This is a genomic window from Bradyrhizobium sp. UFLA05-109, from assembly GCF_054185165.1.
The window spans coordinates 16,461-42,290 of sequence record NZ_JBBIAR010000002.1 but is presented as its reverse complement, the minus strand read 5'-3'; the positions used below and the strand labels follow the sequence as shown (position 1 = coordinate 42,290).

The following is a 25,830-nucleotide window of genomic DNA, read 5'->3' as shown; positions in this document are numbered from 1 at the left end:
GCTGAGCCTGATGGCATCCCCGCTCGTCCCTCGAGGGCGAGACGTCTCCGTTAGACCGCGTCGCCCCTCACCCGCCGCAACGTCTCCGACGGCAGCTCACCGAACTTTTCGCGATACTTTCCGGCGAAATGTCCGAGATCGCTGAAGCCGGCGTCGAGCGCCGCCGTCGTCACCGACCCCCTCCCGTCATCGACGAGCAGCCGCTCGCGCGCGCGTTCGAGCCGGCATGTCAGCATCCAGTCGCGCGGCGAATAGCCGAGATAGCGCTGAAAATTCTCCTGGAGCGAGCGCAGGCTGACGCCGAGCTCGGCCGCGAGCTTCGATATCTCGATCGGCTGATCGGCATGCGCCTTGATGTAGTCGCGCGCGCGACGGACGATGGCCGGGCTGCGGTCGATATGGCTCACGGAGAGCGCCTGCGCGACGCGCGGAAACATCGCGGCCGTCACCAGATTGACCAGCGTCTCCTCGGTCGCAGCCGCCGCAAGCCGCCCCATGCCGATGGCGTTCAGGCTGGTCATCTCGGCCATCGCTGCGTTCAAGTGCCGGGCCAATGCAGCGGCAACCGGCGCGCCGAGGTCGAGACCTTCCCTCAAGTCAGACAGCAGCGTGTCCGTATCCTGCGCGCGGCCGGTCAGCCGCTCGGCGCGTTCGACCGCGGCGTTCCTGGGCACGTAGAACACCAGCACGGAGGCATCCGTGACCTCGAGCTTCGACCGCTCGAATGGCCGGCCGATGCTGGCCTGGCGCATCGGGTAATAGTCCCGCAAATTGTAGCCCCGGCCGCGGCGGAAGCCGCCGCTGACGGGCATCGAGACGTGCAGGGAATCATCGGTGCTGCGCTCGACGCTCAAGCCGGCCAGATCGACCCGCATCAGCTGCGCCGCGCCAAAATGGATCGCCTTGAAATCGATCGTCACGCGCCGCGTCTGCCCGAGCCGCTCGACGCGAGCATCGCCGCCGTACATCGCGTGGGCGAGTTCGTTCGCTGCATCCAGCGTCAGTGTCTTCGAAAATCCCCGCGCGGACAGGTCGTCCAATCGATTGGGCATGGCGCCATCCCAAGACCCCAGACCTCGGCCTCACGCGAGACCGGGACTCATCACGCGCAAAATACCAAACCGCCGCGCATTCGCCATATCGGCTTAAGTTCCAGGGGGTTATCTATAGTTCATGGGACGGCACCGCCGGAAGGTACGTTAATGCCGCCCCTTTTGAGGAAACGCCTCGAATCGCAGCTACCCTTAGCGGCTGCTCAAACACCAAAAAGACTGTCAGTCGTTCGGCCCTGCACGCTCGAATGCATTGAACCATCCGTGAAGCGCCTGCCACGTCACGCGCTTTGCTCAATCCGGCGCGCGGGAGTTCCATCGCCTTCATCCGCGCGCCGGCCCCCATCCGAGGCTTCGAGACATGGAGGACCGCGGCTCTTGGACGAGGATTGATTTGGGAAACGAAGATGCCCGTCCGCTGGCTGAAGCCGTCGCGAATCCTGATCATCGAGCGATTTACCGATTTCGACCAGTTCCGTCCCACCGAGGTGCTCGGCGGCGGAACCAGCATTCCGCTCGAACCGCGACACTTCTCGGCGTTCCGCGCCAGCCTGCCGCTCCAGGACAGCCTCATGGTGATGCAGCGCTCCTTCGCGCGGCATCTGGAAGCGGACATCGGCATCGACCGCGGCGTCGGCCTCGTCGTGCCGCTCGCCACGCACTCCGTCGTAAATGGCCGCGAGATCGACAACTCCATGATTGGCCTCGTGCGCGGCAAGGTCCCGATGCGCGCCATCGAGCAGCACGCGAACACCTATCTGATGCTGCGCTTCAACTCCGACATGCGCCATCGCGGTTGGGCCGATTTCAACGCCGGGCTCGAGTTCTACCGGCTTGCCGACGAGCCGCGGCATCGCCTGCGCGCAGCGATCCTCGACATGTTTTGCCTCGCGTCGGGCTGCAACGATACCGCGCAATTCGAGGCCATCAACCGTCCGGTCCAGGAAAGCCTGCTGGGCGCGCTCGACGCCGCGTTAGTTCCCGATGCGGCGTTGCGCGCGCGGCCAGGCACGTTCGACAGGCACCGCCGGCTGATCGGGCGGCTCGACGAGCAGGCCATGCTGCTGGGAGGCGTGCCGCTCTACAGCGACGATCTCGCAACGACCCTCAATGTTTCCGTGCGGACGCTCCAGGCCGCCGCTCAGACCGTCCATGGCATGAGCCTGCATCATTATCTGCGGATGAAGCGGCTATGGGCTGCCCGCAAGCAGCTCGTGAGCGGAAGCACAGGTCTCACCGTCAAGGCCGTGGCGCTCGCCAACGGCTTCTGGCACATGGGCGATTTCGCGAAAGGCTACAAATCGGCCTTCGGCGAGACGCCCTCGGAGACGCGGGCGCGCTCGCGCCATCTGTGAGATGGCGACGCCGGCTCAATGGCCGGCGGCCTTCGCGTGATCGGCCGCCTTGCGATGCGCGGCTTCGCCCAGGCGATCGACCCAGGCGATCCCGATCGCCGAGACGATGAAGGTGAGGTGGATGATGACCTGCCACATCACGCCGCTCTCGGTGAAATTGCTGCGCGCGGTGCCGAGATTGCCGGCCTCGATGAAGGTCCTGAGCAGCGAGATCGAGGAGATGCCGACGATCGCCATCGCAAGCTTGATCTTGAGCGCGCTGGCGTTGACGTGGCTCAGCCATTCCGGCTCGTCGGGATGGCCGCGCAGGTTGAGGCGCGAGACGAAGGTCTCGTAGCCGCCGACGATCACCATCACGAGCAGGTTGGAGATCATGACGACGTCGATCAGCCCGAGCACGGTCAGCATGATCTGCTGCTCGTTGACGTCGAACCAGTGCGCGGCCAGATGCCAGAGCTCCTTGAGGAACAAGAGCACGTAGACGGCCTGCGCGACGATGAGGCCGACATAGAGTGGCACTTGCAGCCAGCGCGAGCCGAAGATCAGCCGTGGGAACAGGCCGAGCCGGGGCGAGGCCGCGCGGCTCAAAGGTGCTTGGGATTCGGACGTCATGGATCACTCCGGATTGCAGGCGAGGTCAGAAAGGCTGGGATCAGAGGCTGGCGATGACCGGCGCGAGCTCGAGCGAGCCGCGCCAGATCATCTCAAAGGCGACGTAGACGATGATGGCGAGACCGACATAGGCGATCCAGCGCTGCTTCTGGAGCACGCGGCCGAGCAGATCGGCGGCAATGCCCATCAGCGCGACCGACAGCATCAGGCCGAAGGCCAGGATGAACGGATGCTCGCGTGCAGCGCCTGCGACAGCCAGCACGTTGTCGAGCGACATCGAGACGTCGGCGGCGACGATCTGGAGCGCCGCCTGCCGGAACGTCTTGCGCGGCGCCCGTGCTTGCGCCGCGCTACCTACCCCGGCGTGACTGAGCGCAAGCTCGCCGGCGTGGGAGGCCTGCTCGCGCAATTCACGCCACATCTTCCAGCAGACCCACAGCAGCAGCACGCCGCCGGCCAGCAGGAGGCCAAGCACCTGGAGAAGCTGGGTCGCAACACCGGCGAAGACGATGCGCAGCACCGTCGCGGCCGCGATGCCGACGATGATGGCGCGGCGGCGCTGGCCGGCAGGCAAACCCGCCGCGGCAAGGCCGATGACGACGGCATTGTCACCGGCGAGCACGAGGTCGATCAAGACGACCTGAATCAGCGCGGTGAGCGCTTCGGGGGTGATGAACTCGCTCATGTCTGATCATTCGGACGCGAGGCGACATCGAGCCAGTGCGGCTTGCGGCGCTCGATCCAGTCCAGGACTTTCGAGCGCTGCGCGCGCAAGCCCGGCACGTCCTCGGCTAGCAGTGCGAGGCCGAGCGGCAGCATCCAGATGCCGAGCACCGGCAGGAACGACAGCACCCCGCCGATGACGAGCAGCGCGCCGGCCGGCATCCTCACCCAGCGGTTTGAAGGTCGCAGCAGATAGGTGATAGCGCCGCTCACGCGTGGCGGCAGGCGACCGATGAGCGCGTCAAGGCGCGGATCGCCACCGGCGGCCTCGCCGGTGGCGCGCTCGCGCGATCTCGCGTGATCGTCGGCGCCTGCGCTCATGCTCACGCTCCGGATGCGAGGCGGCCTTCGCCGCGCGCTGCAACAGGCTTGGATCGTGGCAGCACAAGTGTCAGCAGGCGGAGCAGCTTGATCGCCTGCACCTCATGCGGATGGACGTCCTCGTCCGCAGCGGCGACGCGCTCGGAGATGTCGACGAGATGCGCGGCCAGCGGCAGGTCCGAGACTGGGCGCAGCGTGTCGATAACGACATTGGCGAAATCAGGCTGCTCCAGCCGCTCGGCGAGCTCGTCGAACATCGCGGCCAGCCGCGCTTCGGAGATGTGCGGGGCGAGCCCGCGCTCCCGGATGAAACGGGTCACCTCCTCGCGTTCGACTGCAGCGACACGGCGGTCGGCGACGGCGACCAGCGCGCCGGCAATCACGAGCGCGGCGGCGGCCTGCTCTTGCAGGCTGGACGGTTCGGTGATCTCGCCCTGGATGGGGCTCAAAGGTTCTGCGTCAGGCATCATAGCTCCTCAAGCATACGGTTGTGACCGCGCACGGGGAGCGATGAGGATGGCTGGTCGATGAGAGCAGGTGCGCTGGGCCCAACGATCGTCCAATCCAAACGCATTCGCGCGCGGGACAGGTCATCCGACATCACGAGGTTGGCCGAGGGGATCGGCGGCCTCGTCAGAGGGGCCCGGATTCTGTTGAAGGGAGACATAAAGTTCGCCCCGGCCAAATCAAGCCGGCCGAGCTGCGACCAGCAGCCGCGGGAGCGCGGCGTGCCGTTCATAAAATCGCCATAAGGGATATCCCGCCCGTTTGCCTTGTTCGGCGGCCTGCCCGGTGGCAATCTTGCGAACCGAGACCGAAGAGAGCCAGTCATGTCGCGCGCGGGCGCAAAATCGCTTCCCCAATTGAGCGTCCGGATCGATCTGGATGCCCAGGACCGGATCGGGCCCGGCAAGATCCAGCTCCTGGAGAACATCAGGGAGCACGGCTCGATCTCGGCCGCTGGGCGCGCCATGGACATGTCCTACAAGCGCGCCTGGGATCTCGTGGACGAGATCAACCGCATCTGTGGGCATGCAGCGGTCGAGCCCCAGACCGGCGGCAAGAACGGCGGCGGGGCGATGCTGACCCCGTTCGGCACCGCGCTCGTCGCGCGCTACCGCAAGATCGAGCGCGACGCCGCGCGCGCCGTGCGCAAGGAGCTGATGGCGCTGAAGACGGACATCAAGCGCTCGCGCAAGGCATGATCGATCCGACCGCACATGGATAACCCTCTCATCGTCCGCTCGGCCCTTCCCGCCGATCTCCCGCAACTCCTCGCGCTTTATCCGCATCTTGATCCGGCCGACCGCATCCCCTCGCTCGATGTCGCCAAGCGTCGCCTCGAGGAGCTGCAGCGCTATCACGGAAGCGCGATATTCATCGGGATCGCCGAAGACGCCATCGTCGCGTCCTGCACGCTGATCGTCGTTCCCAACCTGACGCGCGGTGGCCAGCCCTATGGGTTGATCGAGAACGTCGTCACCCATGCAGCGTCCAGAGGACGTGGCTACGGCAAGCAACTGCTGCACGCGGCCGTCGCCGCCGCATGGCAGGCCGATTGCTACAAGGTCATGCTGATGACGGGCTCAACGAAGCCTTCGACCCTGGCATTCTACGCGTCGGCCGGTTTCGAGCAGAACAAGACCGGTTTCCAGATCCGGCGGCTTCCGCCGAGGGCGGAGGCCGTCGACTGACCTCGGACTGAGGACGTGCACTCACGAATGCGTAGATGTCCACCTCCGCCGGAAAAGCGGGCGGTCTAGCCACCCCGTCTCACACTATCGAGAAATTCTTCGCGTTCGCCAGGCGCGTAACCCTGGGAAGCCCCCGGATACGGTTCGTCGTAGTCAGTGTACGGTGCCGCCCGGTAGTGAATCGGCGGGCCAGCTGGAACGTAGGCAAAACCCGAAGCGGGGTCTGAGGCGATCGTGCCCTGATTGGGACGAACAATCGCCTGCCGCGGGTGCACGTGGCGCACCGTAGCCGCGCTCGCAGAGGCACACAGGGTAATCAAAACGCTCAAGGCCAAAATGGAACGCATCGCTTCTCTCCAATCGACCGCTGCGGCCAATTAGGTAAGGCTCAGGTCGCGCCGTCCCAACAATTGGTAGCTTCACGAATAGTCACATCGGCGGCATCACGGGCGCCGGGTGCCTGCTTCATCATGGCGAGGCCATCCCATGACCACCAGCCCAGGCGCCTCGTCGAAATCCGGACACGGGGCCTGGCGAACCAGGTTTGCTCATACTGAGGTCTTCGCATTTCGACCCATTGCGGACCTTGGGCCCAGCGCTACTGTGCGAGGAAGCAACGGAGTCGACGATGGATGCCATGTGTCAATGCGGACAGCTCTCCGTGAATTTACCGGGCCCGAGCTTGTCGGTTGTCGCTTGCCATTGCAGCGACTGTCAGCGGCGAAGCGGGTCGCCGTTCGGCGTATTAGCCTACTATTCAAATGATAGCGTCAAGATAGCAGGCAAGGCGACTCGCTATGAGAGGCCGACTGCAACGGGTGGCACGTTCGAGACCTTCTTCTGTCCAACCTGCGGGTCTACCGTTTATGCCCGCGCCGGAAAGCATCCCACCTTGATTGGGATCGCTGTCGGGGCGATATGCGATCCAACATACCCGGCTCCCGTTCGGTCAGTTTGGGAGGAAGGCAAGCACGATTGGGTTGTGATCCCTGAGCCCGCTCAACACTTTCCACGAGGACGGTCGTAATGGCAGGAGATGGCCCATAGCGAATGGCCCCGGCGTGCATTGCATCGGGGCCATTTTGCTTGATCATGTGCTTAAACCCTGGATGTCGACTCTTGGAGGCCGAGATAGGACTTGGCGACCCGGCCACCTCTGAGCTTCATTTTGCTTCTCGAGCCATCCGCTATTTTGCGGCTTGCTTGCTCGGGTCATCGGCCGGATTGGCGTAGGTGATAGCGAACGGCCCGGGCCCGGCGATCTGTACCACGGTATCTTCCGTCGTCCAGGCATAGTGGTTCATGCCTGCTGGCATTTCGGCAAAAGCTCCAGCCTTAAGGGACTGGCCCTTGTCCATATCGAGCTTGTCGCCGAGACCGACACGGAAGTCACCGGAGATCACCGTCACGAATTCGTCGGTGGGATGGTGATGTGCCGGGACTTTGTAGTTTGCTGGCATCTTTAACCGCATCGTGAACGGCCCCTCCTTGCTTGGGTCACCAGCCACGACGGCGAGTTGCGCACCGGGCGGGATGGTCGGAGGAGCGGGACCCCACTTGATGTCTTCAACATTGACCGGAGGCTTCATTTGCATCTCGGCGGCCTGCAATGCCGCCTTCGGCAGGATTTGTGCTGCTGCTAGGACAGCAAGGCCAGAAGCAACAGCAAATGGTACGATTGATTGCCGCATTTCCTTTCCCTCCTTGGCTTACTTGTCTCTTCACTCACCACAAGCTCGGGGCATAACGCCCCTCGCAAGCTTTCAGATACGGGCCTTCCTGTGTTCGACGGCTTCAAGATGATGCGGAAATATCGGTATAGTTGCCTTTCTGTCTTGCAAACATTCTACAATGCCCGCCCTTCACCGTCACCCAATAACCGTTGTAGCCGGTGGAAGGTGGTGAAGCAGTTCTGGTCGCTGACCAACGTACCACTCAACGCGAGCTAGCTCTCGAGCTGCAGCGCCGTTGCCATGGATCACTCTCGATCGGATTTCCTGTACGCAGGCTTATGCTGCCGACCTCGACATCGCCGCAGTAGATCAGACAGCCTTCCTGTCGGGCGTTTCGGTCTCGGCGGCGGGTGAGATGGGGCATGCTCGGATCAAAGCACCGAGAGGCCGCACCAAATTGTCAATGTATTGGGATGAGATCGGCGGTCGACTGCCGGGCGTCGTAGGTGCGCGGATAAGGTCGGTTGTTAGTGGTAGATCGATCCGGAGATCGGCTGAAGCGGACGCCGGCCTTGTGGCAGCGCCTACGCCACACCGCATACCGACGTGATAGCTTGTCTGCAGGGATCATGACACATAGGCCACGCCAAAATGCCCAAACCGCTGCTTTCAGACCCCGCCTCTCGCGCGACCTGCGATAGCACAGGCAGCGCGCCGCGAGACGGCTGGGCCGATCTCGTCCCCGAACTCGGCGTTTCGAACATTCAAAACAGCTTATCGTTCTGGCGAGAGCTACTTGGTTTCGAAGTCGCCTGTGACCGCCCAGCTGCTCGATTTGCATATCTCGTTAGGGGACGTTTGCAAGTTATGCTCTGCGAATTGAACGGGCGTTGGGAGACGGCCGAGATGCGGCGCCCGTTTGGACGAGGCATCAATCTTCAGATCGTCGTCGATCGTATCGAGCCTGTCCTGAACGCTCTACGCGATGCTGAATGGCCACTCTATGAGCAACCGAACGAAGCTTGGTATCGGGTCGGTGACCAAGAGTGCGGTCAGCGCGAATTTCTCGTTCAGGATCCGGATGGTTACCTGATCCGCTTCGCCGAACGCCTGGGGATGCGCGCATCTTCGTGAGGATACACCCTAGTTCGGCCGCACCGCGATCTCAGGCGCCGGCTGGATCAGGGCCTCGCCGAGCAGGCTCTGCTCGGCTTTCGGGATCGAGAAGCGCACCTTGAAGCCGTCCTCCGTCTCGAGCGTGACGATGCGCTGGGTCGCATCCGTCGATTGCTCGACCACCCAGGCCGCCAGCGGATAGGCATAGCGCAGGCTCTGGTCGCCATAGCGCGCCTTCAGCGCGGTTTCGAGCAGGCCGGGCAGCGTCATGATAAGCGCGCCGACCTGGTTGAGCGAGACGCGCACCTCGGCAGGCCTGCCCGCGACATCCTCGAACCGCAACGCGATCGCGCCGCCATCGGGCGCCACCTCGCAGGTCGTGAGCGACTTGACGCTGATTTCCATTGCACGCTCCGACACCGGCCCTTCGCTATATCCTTCACGATATATCGATATCTGGCGCCGCGTCCAGCCGCCTTTTTTGGAACCGCTCGAAACGCGTGCCATGGCTCACCGGCCGAAGTCGTGATATATGTATGGATATAGCGAGGCCCGAACGGCCCGTTTTGACAGGGAGCGAAAAAGCCAATGAGCGACTACAATCTTCTCATCGACGGCAAGATGGTGCCCGGCGACCTGACCATGCCCGTGCTCAATCCCGCGACCGAAGAGGTGCTGGCGCAGTGTCCGCGCGCCTCGAAGGGCCAGCTCGACGCGGCCGTGGCCGCGGCGAAAGCCGCCTACCCGGCCTGGGCCGCCACGCCGATCGAGGAGCGGCGCAAGCTCGTGATCAAGATGGCCGATGTCATCGAGGCCAATTCCGGCGAGCTCGCGCGCATCCTGACCTCCGAACAGGGTAAGCCGCTGACCGACGCCACTGGTGAAGTCCTCGGCATGGCGGCGTTCTTCCGCTATCTCGGCTCGCTCGAATTACCGATGCGCGTGATCGAGAATTCCGGTGACCGCAAGGTCGAGGCGTATCGCCGGCCGCTCGGCGTCGTCGGCGCGATCATCCCCTGGAACTATCCGCTCCTGATCCTCAGCTTCAAGCTGCCGTCGGCGCTGCTCGCCGGCAACACGCTGGTCGTCAAGCCCGCGCCGACCACACCGCTGGCGACGCTGCGCTTTGCCGAGCTGATCAAGGACGTACTGCCGAGGGGCGTGCTCAACGTCATCACCGATGCCAACGATCTCGGCGGTGAAATGACCAAGCATCCGGATATCCGCAAGATCTCGTTCACCGGCTCCTCTGCCACCGGCCAGAAGGTGATGGCGAGTGCGGCCCAGACCCTCAAGCGCATCACTCTCGAGCTCGGCGGCAACGATGCCGGCATCGTGCTCGACGACGTCGATCCGAAGAAGGTCGCGCCGGGCATTTTCGAGGGCGCCTTCCAGAACTCCGGCCAGGTCTGCCTCGCAATCAAGCGGCTCTACGTGCACGAATCCGTCTATGACGAGCTCTGCAACGAGCTGGTTGCGATCGCGAAAAACACTGTCGTGGACGACGGCTCCAAGCAGGGCACCAAGCTCGGTCCGCTGCAGAACAAGATGCAGTACGAGAAGGTCAAGGCGTTCCTCGATGATGCACACAAGAACGGCAAGGTTGTCGCAGGCGGAGCTGCGATGGACCGCCCCGGCTACTTCATCGAGCCGACCATCGTGCGCGACATCCAGGAGGGCTCGAAGCTGGTCGACGAGGAGCAGTTCGGTCCCGTGCTTCCGCTGATCAAATATTCCGACAAGGATGACGTGATCCGCCGCGCCAACGCCACCACCTACGGGCTCGGCGCCTCGGTGTGGTCATCCGACATCAAGCGTGCCCACGAGGTCGCAAGCCAGCTCGAGTCCGGTACGGTGTGGATCAACAAGCACCTCGACATGGCCCCGCACATCCCGTTCGGCGGCGCCAAGCAGTCGGGCATCGGCACCGAATTCGCCGAGGAGGGCCTTGCCGAATTCACCCAGCTCCAGATCATCAACGGGCCGCCTGCGGCCTGACGCGAAAATCCGGGGCCCGGCGCAACGCCGCGGCCCCGGCTCATTCTCAGTCAAGCGGAGGCGGACGATGTTCGATGCACAATGCGATCTTGCCGCCCTGGTCTATGCGCCGCATCAGGACCCCGACACCGTCTTGCGCGGCTTCGCGGCCGATCTGAGTGCCCGCGGCGTCCGCGTCGTAGGCATGGTGCAGGCAGGCCAGTGCGCCGACTCCAGCCTTTCGGCGGTGCTGCTTCACAACGGCGAGAAACTCTTGCTGGCGCAGGACTTCGATCCCGCCGCGAGCGCTTGCCGGCTCGATCCCGCGCGACTCCAGAACGCCGCCGAGCGGATCGCCGAGGCGTTGGAACATGGCGCCGACCTCGTCGTCATCAACCGCTTCGGCAAACGGGAGCGCGACGGCAAGGGGCTGGCCCATCTGATCAAGCGGGCACTCGATGCCGATATCCCCGTGGTGATCGCGGTTTCCGACGACCACTTTACCGACTGGATCAGGTTCGCCGGTGGCATGAGCGTCAAGCTCCGCTACGACCGCCACGCGCTTGATGCATGGTGGCGCGGTGTATCGGCGCGAGATACGTATCCGAACCAGGCAGAGCACCTGACGGTTTGCGAAATCGTAAAGTGAACCGTCTGTACTTTGCCGTTCTTAAGGACTGTGGCGAGCTCAGCGCTCACTTCGCACGCTGTGTCCTGCCGTAAGCGCTGACCAGCCGCCTGCCCCCGAACTCAGCGAAATTATCGTTGATCTGAAGAGCAACGTGCTTGGCAGCGGGTCGCCGAGCGACGTATGTCATATATTGACCGATGTGAGGTACGCATGGCCGCTAGCGAGAAGATACTCTTGTTTTCTTATGGCACGTTGCAGCTTGAGAGCGTGCAGCTATCATCCTTTGGTCGGCTGCTTGCCGGACGTCGCGATGCTATGCCGGGATTTAGAAAAGACCTCATCGAAATAACGGATCCGGACGTTCTCGCAAAGAGTGGTGAGCGATTTCACCCTATCGTCGTTCCGACAAACGATCCGAACGATGCAGTAGACGGCACGGTATTTGAAATCACCGGCGATGAATTGCGAGCGGCGGACCAGTATGAGGTCGCCGACTACAAGCGCGTCGAAGTCATTTTGCGTTCCGGCCTCAGCGCGTGGGTTTACATCAAGGCTTAGCTGTTGCACAGACTAGCTGCCCTTCAACGGAGCGGCGTACTGCATCGTGAATAGAACAATCCTGAAACAACCGATCGCGGTCTTCGATGCCGGGATCGGCAGCTACGCCATCGCGCGCAAGATCGCAGACCGTTTCCCCGGTCAGGATGTGCTCTACTTCGCGGACCGCGCCAACTTCCCCTACGGCGGCAAGGGCAGAGCCGAACTGCTCTCCGTCATGCGCAGCACGATCGAACGCCTGGAAGATCATGGTCCGGCAGCGATCGTGATCGCCTCCAATGCGCCATCGGTCATGGTCCTCGACGATCTCAAGACCTGGAGCCGGAGCCCTATCGTCGGCGTGTTTCCGCCCGTACAGCGTGCGCTCGGCGCCTCCCTCACGAAGCGGATCGCCGTCTTGGGCGTCGCCTCATTGATCGCGAGCTCGGAAATACGGGCTTACGTCGAGCGCGAGTCCGCAGGACTAGGCCAGGTTGACCTCGTCAGCGCCTCGGATCTCGTCGAGCTGGTCGAGAATGGCGCGTTCCTCACCGACGCTGACAGAACTCTGGCCGCGGTGCAGGCCAAGCTCGACGCGTTGCATCCGGACACCGATACGGCCACGCTGTCATCCACGCATCTGCCTTGGCTTTCTCGCTACTTCGAGAAAGCCGGGCCGAACTTGCGCTTTCTCGATCCGGCCGACGATGTGGTTGAGGCCGTCGCTCCCTACGTCACCACCGGCTCTGGTGCCTTCCGGACGCTGGTTTCGGAGCGACAGGGTTACGACCTTGCGGATTTCCGGCGCATGCTGGCGCGCCTCGGGCTCGATCTCACCCTTGAGCGTGCTTGACCGTCGCACCGCCCCCATTACGGCCAGTCGGCGAAGTTCAGCGTCGGCTTCGACCGTCCCATCGCGCCACGGGCGCCGGCGCGCCGCCGCCAGGCCCCGGGGGCTTCACCGGCGTGCTTGCTGAAGAAGCGGCTGAAATAGGCGGTGTCCTTGAAGCCGAGCGCAAACGCTATCTGTTTCACGGTCGCGGTGTTCGCCTCCAGTCGTGCCGCCGCTTCCCTGACGACACGCTGCTGGATCAGGGCGCTCGGTGACCGCTTCAGCTCCCGGCTGCACAGAGCATGCAGGCGGTCCGGCGTCATGCCGAGCAAGCTGGCGTAGTCGGCGACCCGGAGTTGCTGATGGTATCGCTCTTCGAGCAGACTGCGGAAGCGGCTCAGGATCTCCGCGCTGCTGCCTTCCTCTTCCGGACCGCTGTCGCCTGCAAAAAGACGCCGGAAGCGCAATGCAATCAGCGTCAGCTCCGCGGATATGATCGACGCGGCGCCGCTGCGCGCCGGTGTCGCGATCTCGGTCGCAATCGCGGCAATCGAGCGCGACACGGTGGTGACGAGGTCGGGATCGACCGGAAGCGCCATGATCCCGTCGGCGCGATCGAGAGCCAGATAGGCCGCCTCGGCCGACGGCGGCAGGTAGCGGTGCCACGCGCCCGATTTCAAACGGAGCAACTCCGCGGCCGTGCCCGCCGCCACGTCGAGATAGTTGGCCGATCCCGCCGGCAGCCAGACGATAGCGGGGCCAGACAATGCGATTCTCTCGCCCTCGCGACGGATGTCCGCGACGCCACTGCCGTGCAGACAGAGCAGATGAATAAAGGGCCGCGCCGCCCGGGAATCGAGCGCCCAGCGTCGCGGCTCATAGTGCGACACGATGACCTCGGCGCCGATCGCAGCAGCCCCACTGGGCGGGGCAACAATTTGAGCACGCTCGGCGTCCGCGACCGCTCGACGCACTTGGCCGGCGCGACCAGAAACGTGCAATCTTTCGCCGGATCTGTCCATTGAAGGACAAAAGCCGAAGGTGCTTGCTGGGTCAAGTCCCGGCCACGGCACCTCCAAGAAGCTGCCGAGCAGAAAGACCGGGATGGAGAGGAAACGACGCACTTTCATCCCTGCGAGCGATCGCATGGGAGAAACACGGAGGGAGACTCGGCATGTTCTCAACGAACCGTCGAACGCTGCTGCGCATCACCAGCCTGACCGCGATGGCCGCGGCACTCTGGACCTTGACGTCCGCCGCCGAGGCACAAGACAAGATCCGCATCGGCTACGCAATTTCCAAGACCGGCCCCTATGCCGGCGGCGCGAGTATCACCACACTGCCCAATTACGAATTGTGGGTGAAGGACGTGAACGCGGCCGGCGGCATCAAGCTTGGCGACAAGCGACTGCCCATCGAGGTCGTCGAATACGACGATCGCTCCAGCTCGGAGGAAGCGGTGAAGGCGATCGAGCGCCTCGCCAACCAGGACAAGGTCGACTTCATTCTGCCGCCATGGGGAACGGGCCTCAATCTCGCGGTCGGCCCGACCCTGAACAGGCTCGGTTACCCTCACCTGGCCGTCACCTCGGTCACCGACAAGGCGCCGGAGCTCGCGAAGCGCTGGTCGAACGCGACCTTCTGGCTCGGCACGTCCGCGCAGATCTCCGAGGCGCTTGCCGAACTGCTGGGCAAGTTGAAGAGTGAAGGCAAGATCGGCGGGAATGTCGCGATGGTCAGCGTCGCCGATCAGTTCGGCATCGAGCTTGCCGCCGCCGGCCGGGAGGCCTTCAAGAAGCACGGCTTCACGCTCGCTTACGACAAGACCTATCCGCTGGGGTCGCAGGATCTCCAGCCGCTGCTGAATGACGCGATTGCCGCCAAGCCCGATGCGTTCATCGCCTTCAGCTATCCACCCGATACCATCGCGCTGACCGAGCAAGCGCAGCTCCTGAAGTTCAACCCCAAGATCTTCTATGTTGGCGTCGGCACCGCCTTTCCGCTTTACAAGGGCAAGTTTGCCGCAAGCAGCGACGGCGTGATGGGGATCGGCGGCTGGAACGCGGACTCGCCACAACTGAAGGACTATCTCACGCGTCACAAGGCGGCCACCGGAAAGGAGCCGGATCGCTGGGCGAGCCCGATCACCTATGCGAGCCTCCAGGTGCTCCAGCAGGCGATCGAAAAGGTCGGCAAGGTGGATCGCGCCGCGGTTGCGGCGGAAATTCGCTCGGGCACGTTCGACACCATCATCGGCAAGGTCAAGTTGAAGGACGGCCTGCTTCAGGAGGTCTGGAGCGTCGGCCAGTGGCAGAACGGCGAGTTCTACGGGCTCGCGCCGACCACCCTGCCCGGTGCACGCACGCCCGTGGTGCCAAAGCCGCAGTGGCAGTAACGGCAACCTGGCGGGCGGGTCTCGTCGTGAGACCAGCCCGCCCCGCCGGCCAGTAGGACACCGCTTCATGCTGTTGTTCGATATCGTCCTGCCGGGCCTCGTGCTTGGGGGCATGTATGCCCTCATCGCACTCGGCCTGACGCTGCAATACGGTGTGGCACGCGTCATGAACCTCTCCTATGGCGAGTCGCTCATCGCGGCCGCCTTCGGTGCGCTGTCTCTCTACACCGGTCTCGGATTGAGCCCGCTGGTTGCGCTGCTGCTCGCCGTTCCCTGCGCAGCGGCGCTGAACTGGCTGCTTTACCGGTTCCTGCTCGAACGTCTCATGCGGCGCGGCAAGGATCGCGGCGCCCAGGAGATCGACAGCATCCTCGCCACCTTCGGCATGCTGTTTGTCATCCAGGGCATCATGCTGGTCGCGTTCGGTGGCCAGTATTACAGCTACAGCTATCTCTCCATCCCCGTGGTCGTGCTCGGCACCACGCTCGCTGTTAACCGGCTCGTCGCGCTGCTGTTCGCGGCCGTGATCAGTACCGCCGTCTATCTGGCGCTGACGCGCACGCGGATCGGCACGGCGGTCCGCGCCATCGCGGTCGATCCCGGTGCGGCGCGGCTGGTCGGCATCGACGTGCCGTCCATGTCGGGCTTCACTTTTGCCTGCGGCGGCGGGCTGGTCGCGATCGGCGGTGTGCTGGTCAGCATGTTCCTCACCTTCAACGCCTCGATGGGCGTTGTCTTCACGATGAAGGCGCTGGTGGTCGTGATCATGGGCGGTGTCGGCAATGTGATGGGCGCGCTGGTGGCCGGGCTGATGCTCGGCGTCGTCGAGACCGCCGTAGCGCGGTTGGTCGATCCCGGCCTGACACTCGCCGCCACCTATGCACTGTTCCTGGCGGTTCTGCTCATCAAGCCCACAGGCCTGTTCGGGAGGGCTGCCGCGTGAGCGCGAAGGCCGCCAGGACGCTTGGATCCAGGACACTTGGATGGTGTGCGGCGCTCGCGCTCGCCGCAGCCGTCGCCGCATTGCCGCTCTATGCCAATGGCTATTATCTCGCGCTCGGCATCAGCGTCCTCTACTTCACGATCCTGGCGACGGCTTGGGCGATGTTCTCTGGGCCGACCCGCTACATCTCGCTCGCGACCGTCGCCTTCTTCGGCATCGGCGCCTATACGGCCGCTGTCCTCGGCGAGACCTGGTCCTGGCCCGTCGTGCTGTTGGCCGCGGCCGTGCTCGGTGCGCTGGTCGCCGCGATCACGGGTCTGTCCACGCTACGTCTATCCGGCATCTACTTCGTGATCTTCTCCTTTGGGCTCGCCGAGCTGATCCGCCAGCTCGTGATCTGGTACGAGGTCAACGTCCACAAATCCGTCGGCCGCTATCTCTTCAGCGCCGTGACCCAGGACGTGCTCTACTGGCAACTGCTCGGCCTCACCGCGCTCGTTTTCCTGACCGGCTTCCTGCTTGGCCGCTCGCGTTATGGCCTGGCGCTGCGCGCAATCGGCGCGGATGAGACGGCAGCCAGCCATTCCGGAATCGACGCCACCCGCATCAAGCTCGCGGTGTTCATCCTGAGCGCCCTCTTCATGTCGGTAACCGGCGCGGTTATGGCGCCGCGCTGGACCTATATCGATCCGTCGATTGCGTTCAATCCGATGATCTCCTTCCAGGTCGTCATCATGGCACTGCTCGGCGGTGCCGGCTCGCTGTTCGGTCCTGTGCTCGGCGTGATCCCGCTGGTGCTGCTATTCGAGGTTCTCACCGCGACGCTGCCGAACCATTTCAGTATCGTGCTCGGCGCGGTCTTCGTGCTCATCGTCATGATGCTGCCAAAGGGTGTGATCGGGCTGGTTGCTCCATGGTCATGGTCGATACCGGAGAACGGCGCCTCTGGCGCTGCCCCTGTCCGCGACGAGCGCGGACCGCTGCTGCGTGTGGACAACGCCAGCAAGTCGTTCGGCGGCCTGCGCGCGGTCGACAAGGTCAGCTTCGAGGTCGCGCGCGGGCAGATCGTCGGCGTCATCGGTCCCAACGGCTCCGGCAAGACGACACTGCTGAATCTCATGTCCGGCGCGCTGGTGCCGGCATCGGGCTCGATCCTGTTCGGCGGCACCATGATCGGCGGACTGAAGCCGTACCGGATCGCCCGACTCGGGCTTGCCCGCACCTTCCAGCTGGTGCGGGTAATGTCGGATTTGACCGTGGCCGAGAACGTCGCGGCGGCTGCCTTGTTCAGCGCGGCGCCGGCAAAAGCGACGAGCCGCGAGGTGCTCGATCTCGTCGGGCTTGCACCGATGCACGACACGCCGGCCGGCGAGCTGACCTATATCGACCAGAAGCGCCTTGAGCTCGCGCGCGCGCTCGCGCTCTCGCCGCAGTTGGTACTGCTCGACGAATGGCTCGCAGGTCTCAACCCGAGCGAGCTCGAGACCGGCATAGCCCTGATCGCGAAGCTCCGCGACCGCGGCATGACCATCATCATGGTCGAGCATGTAATGGACGCGATCCGTGCGCTGTGCAGCCATTGCATCGTGATGAACGCCGGCAGCGTCATCGCGCGCGGCGTTCCCGACGACGTCCTGTCCGACCCCACGGTCGTGACCGCCTATCTGGGAGGCGCCGATGCTTGAGGTCGCCGCCCTCTCGCACTTCTACGGCAAGCATCAGGCCTTGGCGGATGTGAGGCTCGACATCGCCAGTGGCGAGATCGTGGCCATCCTCGGCGCCAATGGCGCGGGAAAATCGACGCTGCTGAAGAGCATCGCCGGCCTCGTCACGCCGACGTCCGGCGCGCGCATCCGCTTCGCGGAAGCAGATCTCGCAAGGCTGCCACCCCATCAGATCGTCGAGCTCGGCATCTCGCTGGTGCCAGAGGGGCGAGGCGTCTTCGGCGAGCTTACGGTTGCGGAGAATCTGCAACTCGGCGCCTATCCGGCCCGCGCTCGTGCCGGTGAGGTGGGGCGGCTTGCAAAAGTGCTGGCGCTGTTTCCGCGCCTGACCGAACGTATGGCCCAGGCCGTGCGGACCATGAGCGGCGGTGAGCAGCAAATGGTCGCGATTGGCCGCGCACTGATGTCGAACCCCGTCCTGCTGCTGCTCGACGAGCCCTCGCTCGGCCTCTCGCCCTTGCTCAGCCGCGAGGTGTTTCGCGCGCTGGCGCAGATCCGCGACAGCGGTGTCAGCGTGCTGCTCGTGGAGCAGAACGCGCGCGCCAGTCTCGACATCGCCGACCGGGTCTATCTGATCGAATCCGGCCGCAACGCGGGCACGGGTTCGGCAAGCGACATGAAGAACAATCCCGACATTCAGCGCGCCTATCTCGGCAAGGCGCGCGCGCCGACCACCGCGTCACAGCCATCCCCGTAATAACTAAGGAGCGTCCCATGAACGCAATCGACCTTCTCATCGGCGGCAAGGACCAACAGGCGACCAACCAACGCACCTTCCAGCGGCGTAATCCGATCAGCGACGAGGTCGCGACCATCGTAGCCGCGGCCTCGATCGACGATGCAATGCGCGCCGCAGATGCCGCTGCGGCGGCCTTCCCGGCCTGGTCGCAGCTCGGCCCCTCCGAACGCCGCAAGCGTCTCAGCGTCGCGGCCGACATCCTCGCGCGCCGCGCGACCGAGTTCACGGAGCTGATGGTCGCCGAGACGGGTGCCACTGCCGGCTGGGCCGGCTTCAACGTACATCTGGCCGAGGGCATGCTGCGCGAGGCGGCTGCGATGACGACGCAGATCTCGGGCGAGATCATCCCGACCGACAAACCCGACAACCTCGCCATGGCGTTCCGTCAGCCGGTCGGTGTCGTGCTCGGGATCGCGCCGTGGAACGCACCTGTCATCCTGGGCGTGCGTTCCGTCGCGATGCCGCTCGCCTGCGGCAACACGGTGGTGCTGAAGGCCTCGGAGATGAGCCCGGGCGTGCATCGGCTGATCGGCAGCTGCCTCACCGAGGCAGGCCTTGGTGACGGCGTCGTCAATGTGGTGACCAATGCGCCGGAGGACGCGCAGGCGGTGGTCGAAGCGCTGATCGCGCATCCGGCGGTACGGCGAGTTAACTTCACCGGCTCGACCCGGGTCGGTCGTCTCATCGCGCTCGCCTGCGCCAAGCATCTGAAGCGCGCGCTGCTCGAGCTCGGGGGCAAGGCCCCGCTCGTCATCCTCGACGATGCCGACCTTGATGCGGCGGTAAACGCAGCTGCGTTCGGAGCATTCATGAACCAGGGCCAGATCTGCATGTCGACCGAACGCATCGTCGTCGACGACAAGGTGGCCGACGCCTTCGTCGCCAAATTTGCAGCGAAGGCCAAGGGCCTGCCCTACGGCGATCCGCGCAAGGGCAATGTCGTGCTGGGCTCACTGGTGAGCGTCGCAGCTTGCGACCGCGTCGGCGGCCTGATCGACGATGCTGTCGCCAAAGGCGCGGTGATCGCGGCTGGCGGCCGCGGCAACGGCACCATCATGCCCGCGACGATCGTGGATCACGTCACGCCGGCGATGCGCATCTATGGCGAGGAAAGCTTCGGCCCCATCGTCACGGTCGTCCGGGTCAACGGCATCGACGAGGCCGTACGCATCGCCAACGACACGGAGTACGGGTTGTCCTCCGCGGTGTTCGGCCGCGACATCGCACGCGCGCTCGACGTTGCCAAGCGGATCGAGGCCGGCATCTGCCACGTCAACGCACCGACCGTGCACGACGAGCCACAGATGCCGTTCGGTGGCACCAAGGCCTCGGGCTATGGCCGCTTCGGCGGAAAGGCCGCTATCGACGAGTTCACGGAGTTGCGCTGGATCACGGTGCAGACCGGGCCGCGGCATTATCCGTTCTGAGGCCGGCCCAACCCGCGCGCCAAACGCCGATGGCGCGCTCCCCTACTCGTCCCTGAGCGCGGCGAGCACCTGTTCGCCGAGCTCAGTCAAGCGGTAGGTCACAAGCGGTCGGCTCGACGGCGGCTTGCGTGCGAGTTCGAGGACGTAACCGCGCACCATCAGCGCTTCGAAGCTTCCATAATAGCCGTGCATGCTGATCTCGCGCTGTCGCTGCGCCCTGAACTCGCGCAGTGTGCGCGGATCTCGTTACCCGACAGCAGTGACCTGCGAACGCGCTGCACCAGCCTCGCCTTCTGCTGCAGCCAGGCCTCATCGGGCAACACGCGCGACGGCTCGACCATCTCGTCGCAAGGCGCTGTCGCCGGGATCGCTCCCGCTGGCTCCGTTGCCCCTGCGCCCACCGATTGCTTGACGAGATCGAGCGCCGCGATCGGCCAGCGGCGGCTTCTGTCCACCATGACCGGCGGCGGCACGACATTGTCGCGCACCAGTTGCTCGAAGCGGCCGGCGGCGACGCCGACATAGGCAGCCGCGCGGCGCCGATCGATCAAACCGTGCGGCTCCGCCGCCTCCAGCGCGCACGCTCTCTTCCCTTCCACCGCCTATCCCCTTTCGGCCCCCGCCCCTGGCGGCCGCGGCGGAAACTAGGCCCAAGGACTGCTCTCGAAAAGAAGAGAATTTCGTAAGTCTTGCTGCCGAAACGGCAACGGCTATAGTCCAGCGATGCGATTTCATGCCCCCGCCCTCTATTACTTCCACGCCGTGCGCCGGACCGGCTCGATCCGGGCCGCTGCGCGGACCCTCAACGTCGCCTCGTCGGCGGTCAGCCGGCAGGTCCTCAAGCTGGAAGAGGAGATTGGCGCGCCACTGTTCGAGCGGACAGCGCGCGGCCTGACACTGACCACGGTCGGCGAGATGCTGGCCCGGCACGTCATGACCGTACTCCAGGACCACGACCGCTTCCGCTCCGACGTCCAGTCGCTGTCGGGCACATGGCGCGGCTCGGTGAGCATCGCCTGCATCGAGTCGCTTGCGGAATCGCTGCTGCCCGACCTGATCGCGTCGCATCGCGGCCGCGCCCGCCGCGTCACCTTCGCCACGCAGGTGATGGGATCAGCCGACGTGCTGGACGCGCTGAGCCGCGGCGAATCCGACATCGGCATCGCGATGGCGCTGCGCCATCCCCAGGATCTGCGCCAGGTCGCGCTGAAGCGCTTCCGGCTCGGTGCAATCGTTGCGGCCGATCATCCGCTGGCGCGGCGCCGGAACGTGACGCTGGCGCAATGTCTCGCCTTTCCGATCATCCACGCGCTTCCGGAGCTGTCGATCTACCATTTGCTCCAGCCATTGATCGCGCAGCTTCCGAATACGCCGGAGCCGGCCGTAGAGGCCAACTCGATCGACCTGATGCGCGAATTGGCGGCGCGCGGCGTCGGCGTTGCGATCCAGACCCAGATCGGCATCGGCCGCCTCGCGAAGAGCGGACAGCTCAAATTCCTGCCGCTGGACAACGCCGGCAGTCCGGTGTGGTCGGACCTTGGCGTTTACGTCCGCGCCGAACGGGTCCTGCCCGCCTATACGGAATCGTTTCTCGGGGAGTTGGTGCGCGAACTAGGCGATCGCGAGCGCCAGGAGAACGCCGATCACGGAACGGTCGGCGTGTAAGGCGCCCTGCCTATACTACGTCACTAGACCCTCGTGGTGAGGAGCGCGAAGCGCGTCTCCTGACGATGCTACGCATCGCCGGGCGAACCATGAAGGCCCGGATGTCAGCCCCGCGGCCATCCTTCGAGACGCGCGTTTCGCGCTCTTCAGGATGAGGAAACGAGCGCGTTGCTATGAGCCTGCTCCGCCGCCTGGCGCACGTGGCGCGCGACCACACGCGATTTCACGACTGTAGAGAGGGCAGAGCGGCTCTCCTGACCCGTTTGGGTCATGCCGCGGAAATTCGGTGGGCGTAAACTCTCGTTTGAGACCTCTTGCCAGAGACATCGAAGTCCTTCGAGTCCTCCCGGCGCGCGAACGAAAGCTCCTGACGTCGAATGCCCCTAACCTTGAATCTTTTGTTAAGCGCTCTGAGTGTCCTAATTCTTGGAAGCTTTTCCTGGGCGGTAAAAGGTCATTTCGCTTCACCTCGGATGCCTTCCGGGATGAAACTCCTGTCAGCGGCGTCACTGGCTTCGGCCATGTTGTTCCTGTGTCTCACCTGGACGCTACCGCATTCGGCTTGGCTGCAAGGCTTCGGTATCCTCGTCGAACTTGGAGCAGCGATTTTGTTCTTCGAGGCTCTTCAGACCACGCGAGAAGCACACCTTAGGCTCGCGTTTGATCCGTGTCAGCCGGCCAGCATAATAATCACTGGGCCTTACAAGCACGTGCGTCATCCATTCTACGCTTCCTACGTGATGTTTTGGATGGGCTGGGCTTTCGCCATTTCAACTGGGTGGGCCCTTCTCCCGGTTCTGTTCCTGGCCGCCTTCTACTTGATTGCCGCACTCAGAGAAGAGCGCCTATTTGAGGCATCAAGGTTTGCCGCCGAATATGCCGCATACCGCAACGATACCGGCCTGTTCTGGCCGCGCCTGTGGAAGTGGCGATGATTCTTCCTGGAAGCACCTTGGCTGAGAGACTTATCTCGTTTGCGCGACTCGCCACCGTACAATTAATGGAGGATGCGTCGACCCTGGGTGCCGTTCAACGGCTTCGTTATTCTTGCTACAAGCGTGAAGGCATAATTCGAGAAAGCGCCGATGGCCTCTTGATCGACGAGTTCGACTACATTTCCAACAAGTACAACTTTGTCGTTTCCGTTGACGGCCAATTGGTATCCGCTATTCGAGTCCACGTGTTAACCGCGAACGACGACGTTTCACCAACGCAGCACGCGTTTCCAGAAGTCATTTCGAGACTATTGGCCGATGGAGCTCTTGTTGTCGATCCAAATCGGTTCGTAGTCGACCGAGACGCCTCGACACGATGGCCTGAACTCCCCTATTTCACATTGCGCCTTCCCTATCTTGTTGCGACCGTGCTCGATGCCGACATTGCTCTTGCTGCCGTTCGGCAGGAGCATATCGCCTTCTACACGAGAATCCTGGCCTACTCATTGGTCGGGGCGCCGAGGCCGTATCCTAAACTAACCAAGCCATTGGCGTTGATGACAGCCGATTTCAAGGCATCTGACACTAGTGTGCTGGCAAGGTTTCCGTTCTTCGGCCCAACCGCGGCGGAGATGAGTTGGCTCCGCAAGAGCATTGACGCCCGCCCGCAATTGCGAAACAGCATGTTCAGAGTTAGCTACCATGCATAGCGCAGAGTTAGTGCGTCTCGCGCTGCTCACTCGATAAGCTTGGTCTCTCCTGGCATCGTATGACTTATTTGGAATCCGGAACGACACTTGCCAAGTATTGACTTCGAGCTACTAACTAAAATCAGCGAGCGACTTGGCGACGCGGCACTAGATCCTGGCTTATGGCCGTCTCTGATGCAGGAAATCTGCAGAGCTGCCCACACGATGGGTGCCGGCCTACTCCAGAGCGATGTCAGGACAGCCGACATTCCGACGACCGAGTCGACTCGTGAGATATTTCGCTCATACTTCGATAATCATCTACACATCGACGACGTTCGGGCGCTCCGTGGCGTGCCGAGACTATTGAACGGAAGCCCTATCGTATCGGATCAAGATCTTTTCACCTCAGAGCAAGAAATGTTGCGCGACCCGCTATATGCCGACTTGAACAGATTTGGTTTTAGATGGTGGTCGGCGATTGGCTTCCGCGCTGGAAATGCGCTCTGGGGTTTAACCCTTCAGCGAACAACGCGAGAAGGCATGTTCCAGAATGAAGAACTTGCGGCGCTTGGTAGGCTGTCGGATCGACTGACGGAAACGGCTACTCTGTCAAAGGCCGTCGGCCGCCGGGTGCTTACCGGCATAACAAATGCATTTGGACTGATTAACCAGCCGGCGATTGCGCTGGACCGCTATGGCTATGTGATCGAGATCAACGCGCGCGCTGAGGCTTTATTCAATGACGAATTTCGAATTAGAAATCGCAGGCTTTTCGCTCGAGACGAAACCACCAGAGAGGCTCTCAGCGACTTCATAGCGAAAATGCGACTAACATCGGACTTTGTCGCGCTCCAGCAACGTCCAATCGCGATCCGCCGGAGACTCGGCTCAGCAATCGTCGTCAACGTGCTTCCAGTGGATGGCGCTGCCCGAAGTCCTTTCCTTGGCGCTAGAGCGATCCTGGCGCTGTCGGAAGTCAATGGCAATCGATCTATTGACCCGACCGCGTTACAAAGCCTGTTCGGCCTAACACCGGCTGAAGGCCGTCTGGCAGCAATATTGGCTCTAGGAGTGTCTTTGGATGAGGCATCTGTGAAGCTGGGGGTATCTCGTGAGACGGTGCGCAACCATTTGAAGTCGATCTTTTCAAAGTCTGGAACCAGCCGCCAGCCTGAGCTGGTAGCTCTGTTGGCGAAAATTGGTTGATCATCGCCTTTCGTGCATCCCTCGGCTTATCTGGCCCTGACGTTCCATCCCCATCGCCTGGCAACCATCTGATGCGGCGCTTAGCGCAGGAGGTTCTTGGACGTCGGGCTCGTGAGCGTGCCGCCACAGTCTGATTGATCAAATCTGGACGAATGTCGGGTAGTTACCAACTGGGCGTGGCACGCCCCTACTCCGCGGCCTGCCGCACGTGGCGCGCGGTTGGCGTGCGCATGGTGACGAGCTCTTCGGCCGCCGTCGGATGCAGCGCGATGGTCGCGTCGAAATCGGCTTTGGTCGCCTTCATCTTCACGGCGATCGCGACCGCCTGGATGATTTCGGCCGCGGCATCGCCGACGATGTGGCAGCCGAGCACCCGGTCGGAGGTACCGTCGACGACGAGCTTCATCAGCACGCGGGTGTCGCGGCCGGACATCGTCGCCTTGATCGGGCGGAAGGTCGCCTTGTAGATGTCGACGTGGCTGAATTGCGCGCGCGCTTCGGTCTCGGTCAGGCCGACGGTGCCGACCTCCGGCTGCGAGAACACGGCGGTGGGGATGTTGGCGTGGTCGACCCGCACCTCGCGCTTGCCGAACACGGTGTCGGCGAAGGCATGGCCCTCGCGGATCGCAACCGGCGTCAGGTTGAAGCGATGGGTGACGTCGCCAATGGCGTAGATGCTGTCCACCGAGCTCTTCGAGAAACCGTCGACCGCGATGCCGCCGTTCTGCGGGTTGATCGCGACACCGGCCTTCTCGAGGCCCAGATTGGCGACAGCGGGATGGCGACCGATCGCGAACATCACCTGGTCGGAGGCCACGCTCGAGCCGTTCGACAGATGGGTGGTGAACTCGTCACCGTGACGATCGACCTTGGTCACCGTGCAGCCGGTCAGGATGGTGATCCCTTGCTTCTCCATCTCGCTGCGGACGTGGGCGCGGACGTCGTCGTCAAAACCGCGCAAAACGTTGTCGCCGCGATAGATCACCGTGACGTCGGAGCCGTAGCCGGCAAAGATGCCGGCGAATTCCAGGGCGATATAGCCGCCGCCCTGGATCACGATCCGCTTCGGCAACTGCTTGAGATGAAACGCTTCGTTGGAAGAGATGACGTGCTCGATGCCGGGAATCGCCGCGCCATGGTTGGGCGCGCCGCCGGTGGCGATCAGGATGTATCTTGCGGTGATCGTCTTGTCGTTCTCGAGCAGGCGGATGCTGTGGGCATCCTCGATAACTGCGCGGCTCTTTACGATGCGCGCGCCCGACTTCTCGACATTGGTGGTGTAGGCCGCCTCGAGCCGCGCGATCTCCTTGTCCTTGTTGGCGATCAGCGTCGGCCAGTCGAAGCTCGCTGATGGAATCGTCCAGCCGAAGCCCGCGGCGTCCTCGATCTCGTGGCGGACATGCGATCCGATCACGAACAGCTTTTTCGGCACGCAGCCGCGGATCACGCAAGTCCCGCCCATGCGGTACTCTTCCGCGATCATCGCGCGCGCGCCATGACCGGCCGCGATGCGAGCGGCGCGCACGCCGCCCGAACCACCACCGATGACAAAGAGGTCGACGTCGAATTCAGCCATTGTCC

At 63.4% G+C, this 25,830-nt stretch carries 27 protein-coding genes and 1 pseudogene; 18 read left to right on the top strand and 10 right to left on the bottom strand.

From position 1 onward, the window contains the following. Positions 1-50: 50 nt before the first annotated feature. Positions 51-1,052: a helix-turn-helix domain-containing protein gene (locus Q3C01_RS01510; protein ID WP_458143276.1), complete on the bottom strand. Its 1,002-nt coding sequence runs from the start codon at positions 1,050-1,052 to the stop codon at positions 51-53. A 407-nt stretch (positions 1,053-1,459) separates the two neighbouring features. Here Q3C01_RS01510 and Q3C01_RS01505 point away from each other — a divergent pair, with 407 nt between their 5' ends. Beyond that, positions 1,460-2,407 carry an AraC family transcriptional regulator gene (locus tag Q3C01_RS01505; protein ID WP_458143275.1) on the top strand — a complete coding sequence of 316 codons (948 nt, stop codon included), beginning with the start codon at positions 1,460-1,462 and terminating at the stop codon, positions 2,405-2,407. A gap of 15 nt (positions 2,408-2,422) precedes the next feature. Here the strand turns inward: Q3C01_RS01505 and Q3C01_RS01500 are convergent, their stop codons facing one another. From Q3C01_RS01500 to Q3C01_RS01485, 4 genes are read right to left on the bottom strand one after another with little or no spacing between them, the layout of a single operon-like run. Continuing rightward, positions 2,423-3,019, bottom strand: a complete 597-nt coding sequence (locus Q3C01_RS01500; protein ID WP_458143274.1) for a TIGR00645 family protein — start codon at positions 3,017-3,019, stop codon at positions 2,423-2,425. A 40-nt stretch (positions 3,020-3,059) separates the two neighbouring features. Next, the gene (locus Q3C01_RS01495; protein ID WP_458143273.1) at positions 3,060-3,704 is read right to left on the bottom strand and encodes a YjbE family putative metal transport protein; all 645 of its coding nucleotides are present in this window, start codon (positions 3,702-3,704) and stop codon (positions 3,060-3,062) included. Next, on the bottom strand, positions 3,701-4,063 hold the full coding sequence (locus Q3C01_RS01490) for a hypothetical protein (RefSeq protein ID WP_458143272.1): 363 nt from the start codon (positions 4,061-4,063) through the stop codon (positions 3,701-3,703). The genes Q3C01_RS01495 and Q3C01_RS01490 overlap by 4 nt, the downstream gene beginning before the upstream one ends. A gap of 2 nt (positions 4,064-4,065) precedes the next feature. Further along, positions 4,066-4,530 (bottom strand): TerB family tellurite resistance protein, encoded by a 465-nt coding sequence (locus Q3C01_RS01485; RefSeq protein WP_458143271.1) that lies wholly within the window; start codon positions 4,528-4,530, stop codon positions 4,066-4,068. Between the two features lie 363 nt (positions 4,531-4,893). Between Q3C01_RS01485 and Q3C01_RS01480 the strand changes: the two genes are divergently transcribed. From Q3C01_RS01480 to Q3C01_RS01470, 3 genes are all read left to right on the top strand, one after another. Continuing rightward, complete coding sequence (locus tag Q3C01_RS01480) at positions 4,894-5,268, top strand: winged helix-turn-helix domain-containing protein (protein ID WP_458143269.1); 375 nt, start codon at positions 4,894-4,896, stop codon at positions 5,266-5,268. 15 nt (positions 5,269-5,283) lie between these two features. Continuing rightward, positions 5,284-5,757, top strand: a complete 474-nt coding sequence (locus Q3C01_RS01475) for a GNAT family N-acetyltransferase (RefSeq protein ID WP_458143268.1) — start codon at positions 5,284-5,286, stop codon at positions 5,755-5,757. A gap of 628 nt (positions 5,758-6,385) precedes the next feature. Further along, positions 6,386-6,784: a GFA family protein gene (locus Q3C01_RS01470; RefSeq protein WP_458143266.1), complete on the top strand. Its 399-nt coding sequence runs from the start codon at positions 6,386-6,388 to the stop codon at positions 6,782-6,784. Between the two features lie 160 nt (positions 6,785-6,944). Here Q3C01_RS01470 and Q3C01_RS01465 read toward each other — a convergent pair whose 3' ends face one another. Further along, positions 6,945-7,448 (bottom strand): cupin domain-containing protein, encoded by a 504-nt coding sequence (locus Q3C01_RS01465; protein WP_458143265.1) that lies wholly within the window; start codon positions 7,446-7,448, stop codon positions 6,945-6,947. A gap of 633 nt (positions 7,449-8,081) precedes the next feature. Here Q3C01_RS01465 and Q3C01_RS01460 point away from each other — a divergent pair. Then, positions 8,082-8,564: a bleomycin resistance protein gene (locus Q3C01_RS01460; RefSeq protein ID WP_458143264.1), complete on the top strand. Its 483-nt coding sequence runs from the start codon at positions 8,082-8,084 to the stop codon at positions 8,562-8,564. Between the two features lie 9 nt (positions 8,565-8,573). On the opposite strand, the gene Q3C01_RS01455 is transcribed toward Q3C01_RS01460, so the two are convergent. Next, a complete protein-coding gene (locus Q3C01_RS01455) occupies positions 8,574-8,951 on the bottom strand; it encodes a hypothetical protein (RefSeq protein WP_458143263.1) in 378 nt (125 codons plus the stop codon). A gap of 183 nt (positions 8,952-9,134) precedes the next feature. On the opposite strand from Q3C01_RS01455, the gene Q3C01_RS01450 reads away from it, so the two are divergent. From Q3C01_RS01450 to Q3C01_RS01435, 4 genes are all read left to right on the top strand, one after another. Further along, a complete protein-coding gene (locus Q3C01_RS01450; RefSeq protein ID WP_458143262.1) occupies positions 9,135-10,544 on the top strand; it encodes an aldehyde dehydrogenase family protein in 1,410 nt (469 codons plus the stop codon). Positions 10,545-10,611: 67 nt separating this feature from the next. After that, complete coding sequence (locus Q3C01_RS01445; protein ID WP_458143260.1) at positions 10,612-11,172, top strand: DUF2478 domain-containing protein; 561 nt, start codon at positions 10,612-10,614, stop codon at positions 11,170-11,172. Between the two features lie 192 nt (positions 11,173-11,364). Then, positions 11,365-11,712 (top strand): gamma-glutamylcyclotransferase family protein, encoded by a 348-nt coding sequence (locus tag Q3C01_RS01440; RefSeq protein WP_458143258.1) that lies wholly within the window; start codon positions 11,365-11,367, stop codon positions 11,710-11,712. A gap of 46 nt (positions 11,713-11,758) precedes the next feature. After that, positions 11,759-12,544 (top strand): glutamate racemase, encoded by a 786-nt coding sequence (locus Q3C01_RS01435; RefSeq protein WP_458143257.1) that lies wholly within the window; start codon positions 11,759-11,761, stop codon positions 12,542-12,544. Between the two features lie 17 nt (positions 12,545-12,561). Here the strand turns inward: Q3C01_RS01435 and Q3C01_RS01430 are convergent, their stop codons facing one another. Beyond that, entirely contained in the window at positions 12,562-13,671 is a 1,110-nt protein-coding gene (locus Q3C01_RS01430; RefSeq protein ID WP_458143256.1) for a helix-turn-helix domain-containing protein, read from the bottom strand. 26 nt (positions 13,672-13,697) lie between these two features. On the opposite strand from Q3C01_RS01430, the gene Q3C01_RS01425 reads away from it, so the two are divergent. The 5 genes from Q3C01_RS01425 to Q3C01_RS01405 all read left to right on the top strand — a co-directional run bounded on the left by Q3C01_RS01425 (position 13,698) and on the right by Q3C01_RS01405 (position 19,751). Continuing rightward, positions 13,698-14,918 (top strand): amino acid ABC transporter substrate-binding protein, encoded by a 1,221-nt coding sequence (locus tag Q3C01_RS01425; protein WP_458143255.1) that lies wholly within the window; start codon positions 13,698-13,700, stop codon positions 14,916-14,918. A gap of 67 nt (positions 14,919-14,985) precedes the next feature. Next, a complete protein-coding gene (locus tag Q3C01_RS01420; RefSeq protein ID WP_458143254.1) occupies positions 14,986-15,861 on the top strand; it encodes a branched-chain amino acid ABC transporter permease in 876 nt (291 codons plus the stop codon). Continuing rightward, positions 15,858-17,546 carry a branched-chain amino acid ABC transporter ATP-binding protein/permease gene (locus Q3C01_RS01415; RefSeq protein ID WP_458143252.1) on the top strand — a complete coding sequence of 563 codons (1,689 nt, stop codon included), beginning with the start codon at positions 15,858-15,860 and terminating at the stop codon, positions 17,544-17,546. The genes Q3C01_RS01420 and Q3C01_RS01415 overlap by 4 nt, the downstream gene beginning before the upstream one ends. Further along, entirely contained in the window at positions 17,539-18,282 is a 744-nt protein-coding gene (locus Q3C01_RS01410) for an ABC transporter ATP-binding protein (protein ID WP_458143251.1), read from the top strand. Before Q3C01_RS01415 ends, Q3C01_RS01410 begins: the two co-directional genes overlap by 8 nt. 17 nt (positions 18,283-18,299) lie before the next feature. Then, positions 18,300-19,751, top strand: a complete 1,452-nt coding sequence (locus tag Q3C01_RS01405; protein WP_458143249.1) for an aldehyde dehydrogenase — start codon at positions 18,300-18,302, stop codon at positions 19,749-19,751. 42 nt (positions 19,752-19,793) lie between these two features. On the opposite strand, the pseudogene Q3C01_RS01400 reads toward Q3C01_RS01405, so the two are convergent. Further along, positions 19,794-20,326, bottom strand: a pseudogene (locus Q3C01_RS01400) (hypothetical protein). 148 nt (positions 20,327-20,474) lie between these two features. Here Q3C01_RS01400 and Q3C01_RS01395 point away from each other — a divergent pair. The 4 genes from Q3C01_RS01395 (at position 20,475) to Q3C01_RS01380 (ending at position 24,249) form a co-directional block, all read left to right on the top strand. Continuing rightward, complete coding sequence (locus Q3C01_RS01395) at positions 20,475-21,416, top strand: LysR family transcriptional regulator (protein WP_458143248.1); 942 nt, start codon at positions 20,475-20,477, stop codon at positions 21,414-21,416. 485 nt (positions 21,417-21,901) lie between these two features. Beyond that, positions 21,902-22,351: a methyltransferase family protein gene (locus tag Q3C01_RS01390; protein ID WP_458143247.1), complete on the top strand. Its 450-nt coding sequence runs from the start codon at positions 21,902-21,904 to the stop codon at positions 22,349-22,351. Then, the gene (locus tag Q3C01_RS01385; protein WP_458143245.1) at positions 22,348-23,061 is read left to right on the top strand and encodes an N-acyl amino acid synthase FeeM domain-containing protein; all 714 of its coding nucleotides are present in this window, start codon (positions 22,348-22,350) and stop codon (positions 23,059-23,061) included. The genes Q3C01_RS01390 and Q3C01_RS01385 overlap by 4 nt, the downstream gene beginning before the upstream one ends. Before the next feature lie 87 nt (positions 23,062-23,148). Beyond that, positions 23,149-24,249 (top strand): helix-turn-helix transcriptional regulator, encoded by a 1,101-nt coding sequence (locus tag Q3C01_RS01380; RefSeq protein WP_458143244.1) that lies wholly within the window; start codon positions 23,149-23,151, stop codon positions 24,247-24,249. A gap of 187 nt (positions 24,250-24,436) precedes the next feature. Here Q3C01_RS01380 and gor read toward each other — a convergent pair whose 3' ends face one another. Continuing rightward, positions 24,437-25,825, bottom strand: coding sequence for a glutathione-disulfide reductase (gene gor / locus Q3C01_RS01375; protein WP_458143243.1), 1,389 nt, complete (start codon positions 25,823-25,825; stop codon positions 24,437-24,439). Positions 25,826-25,830 lie beyond the last annotated feature (5 nt).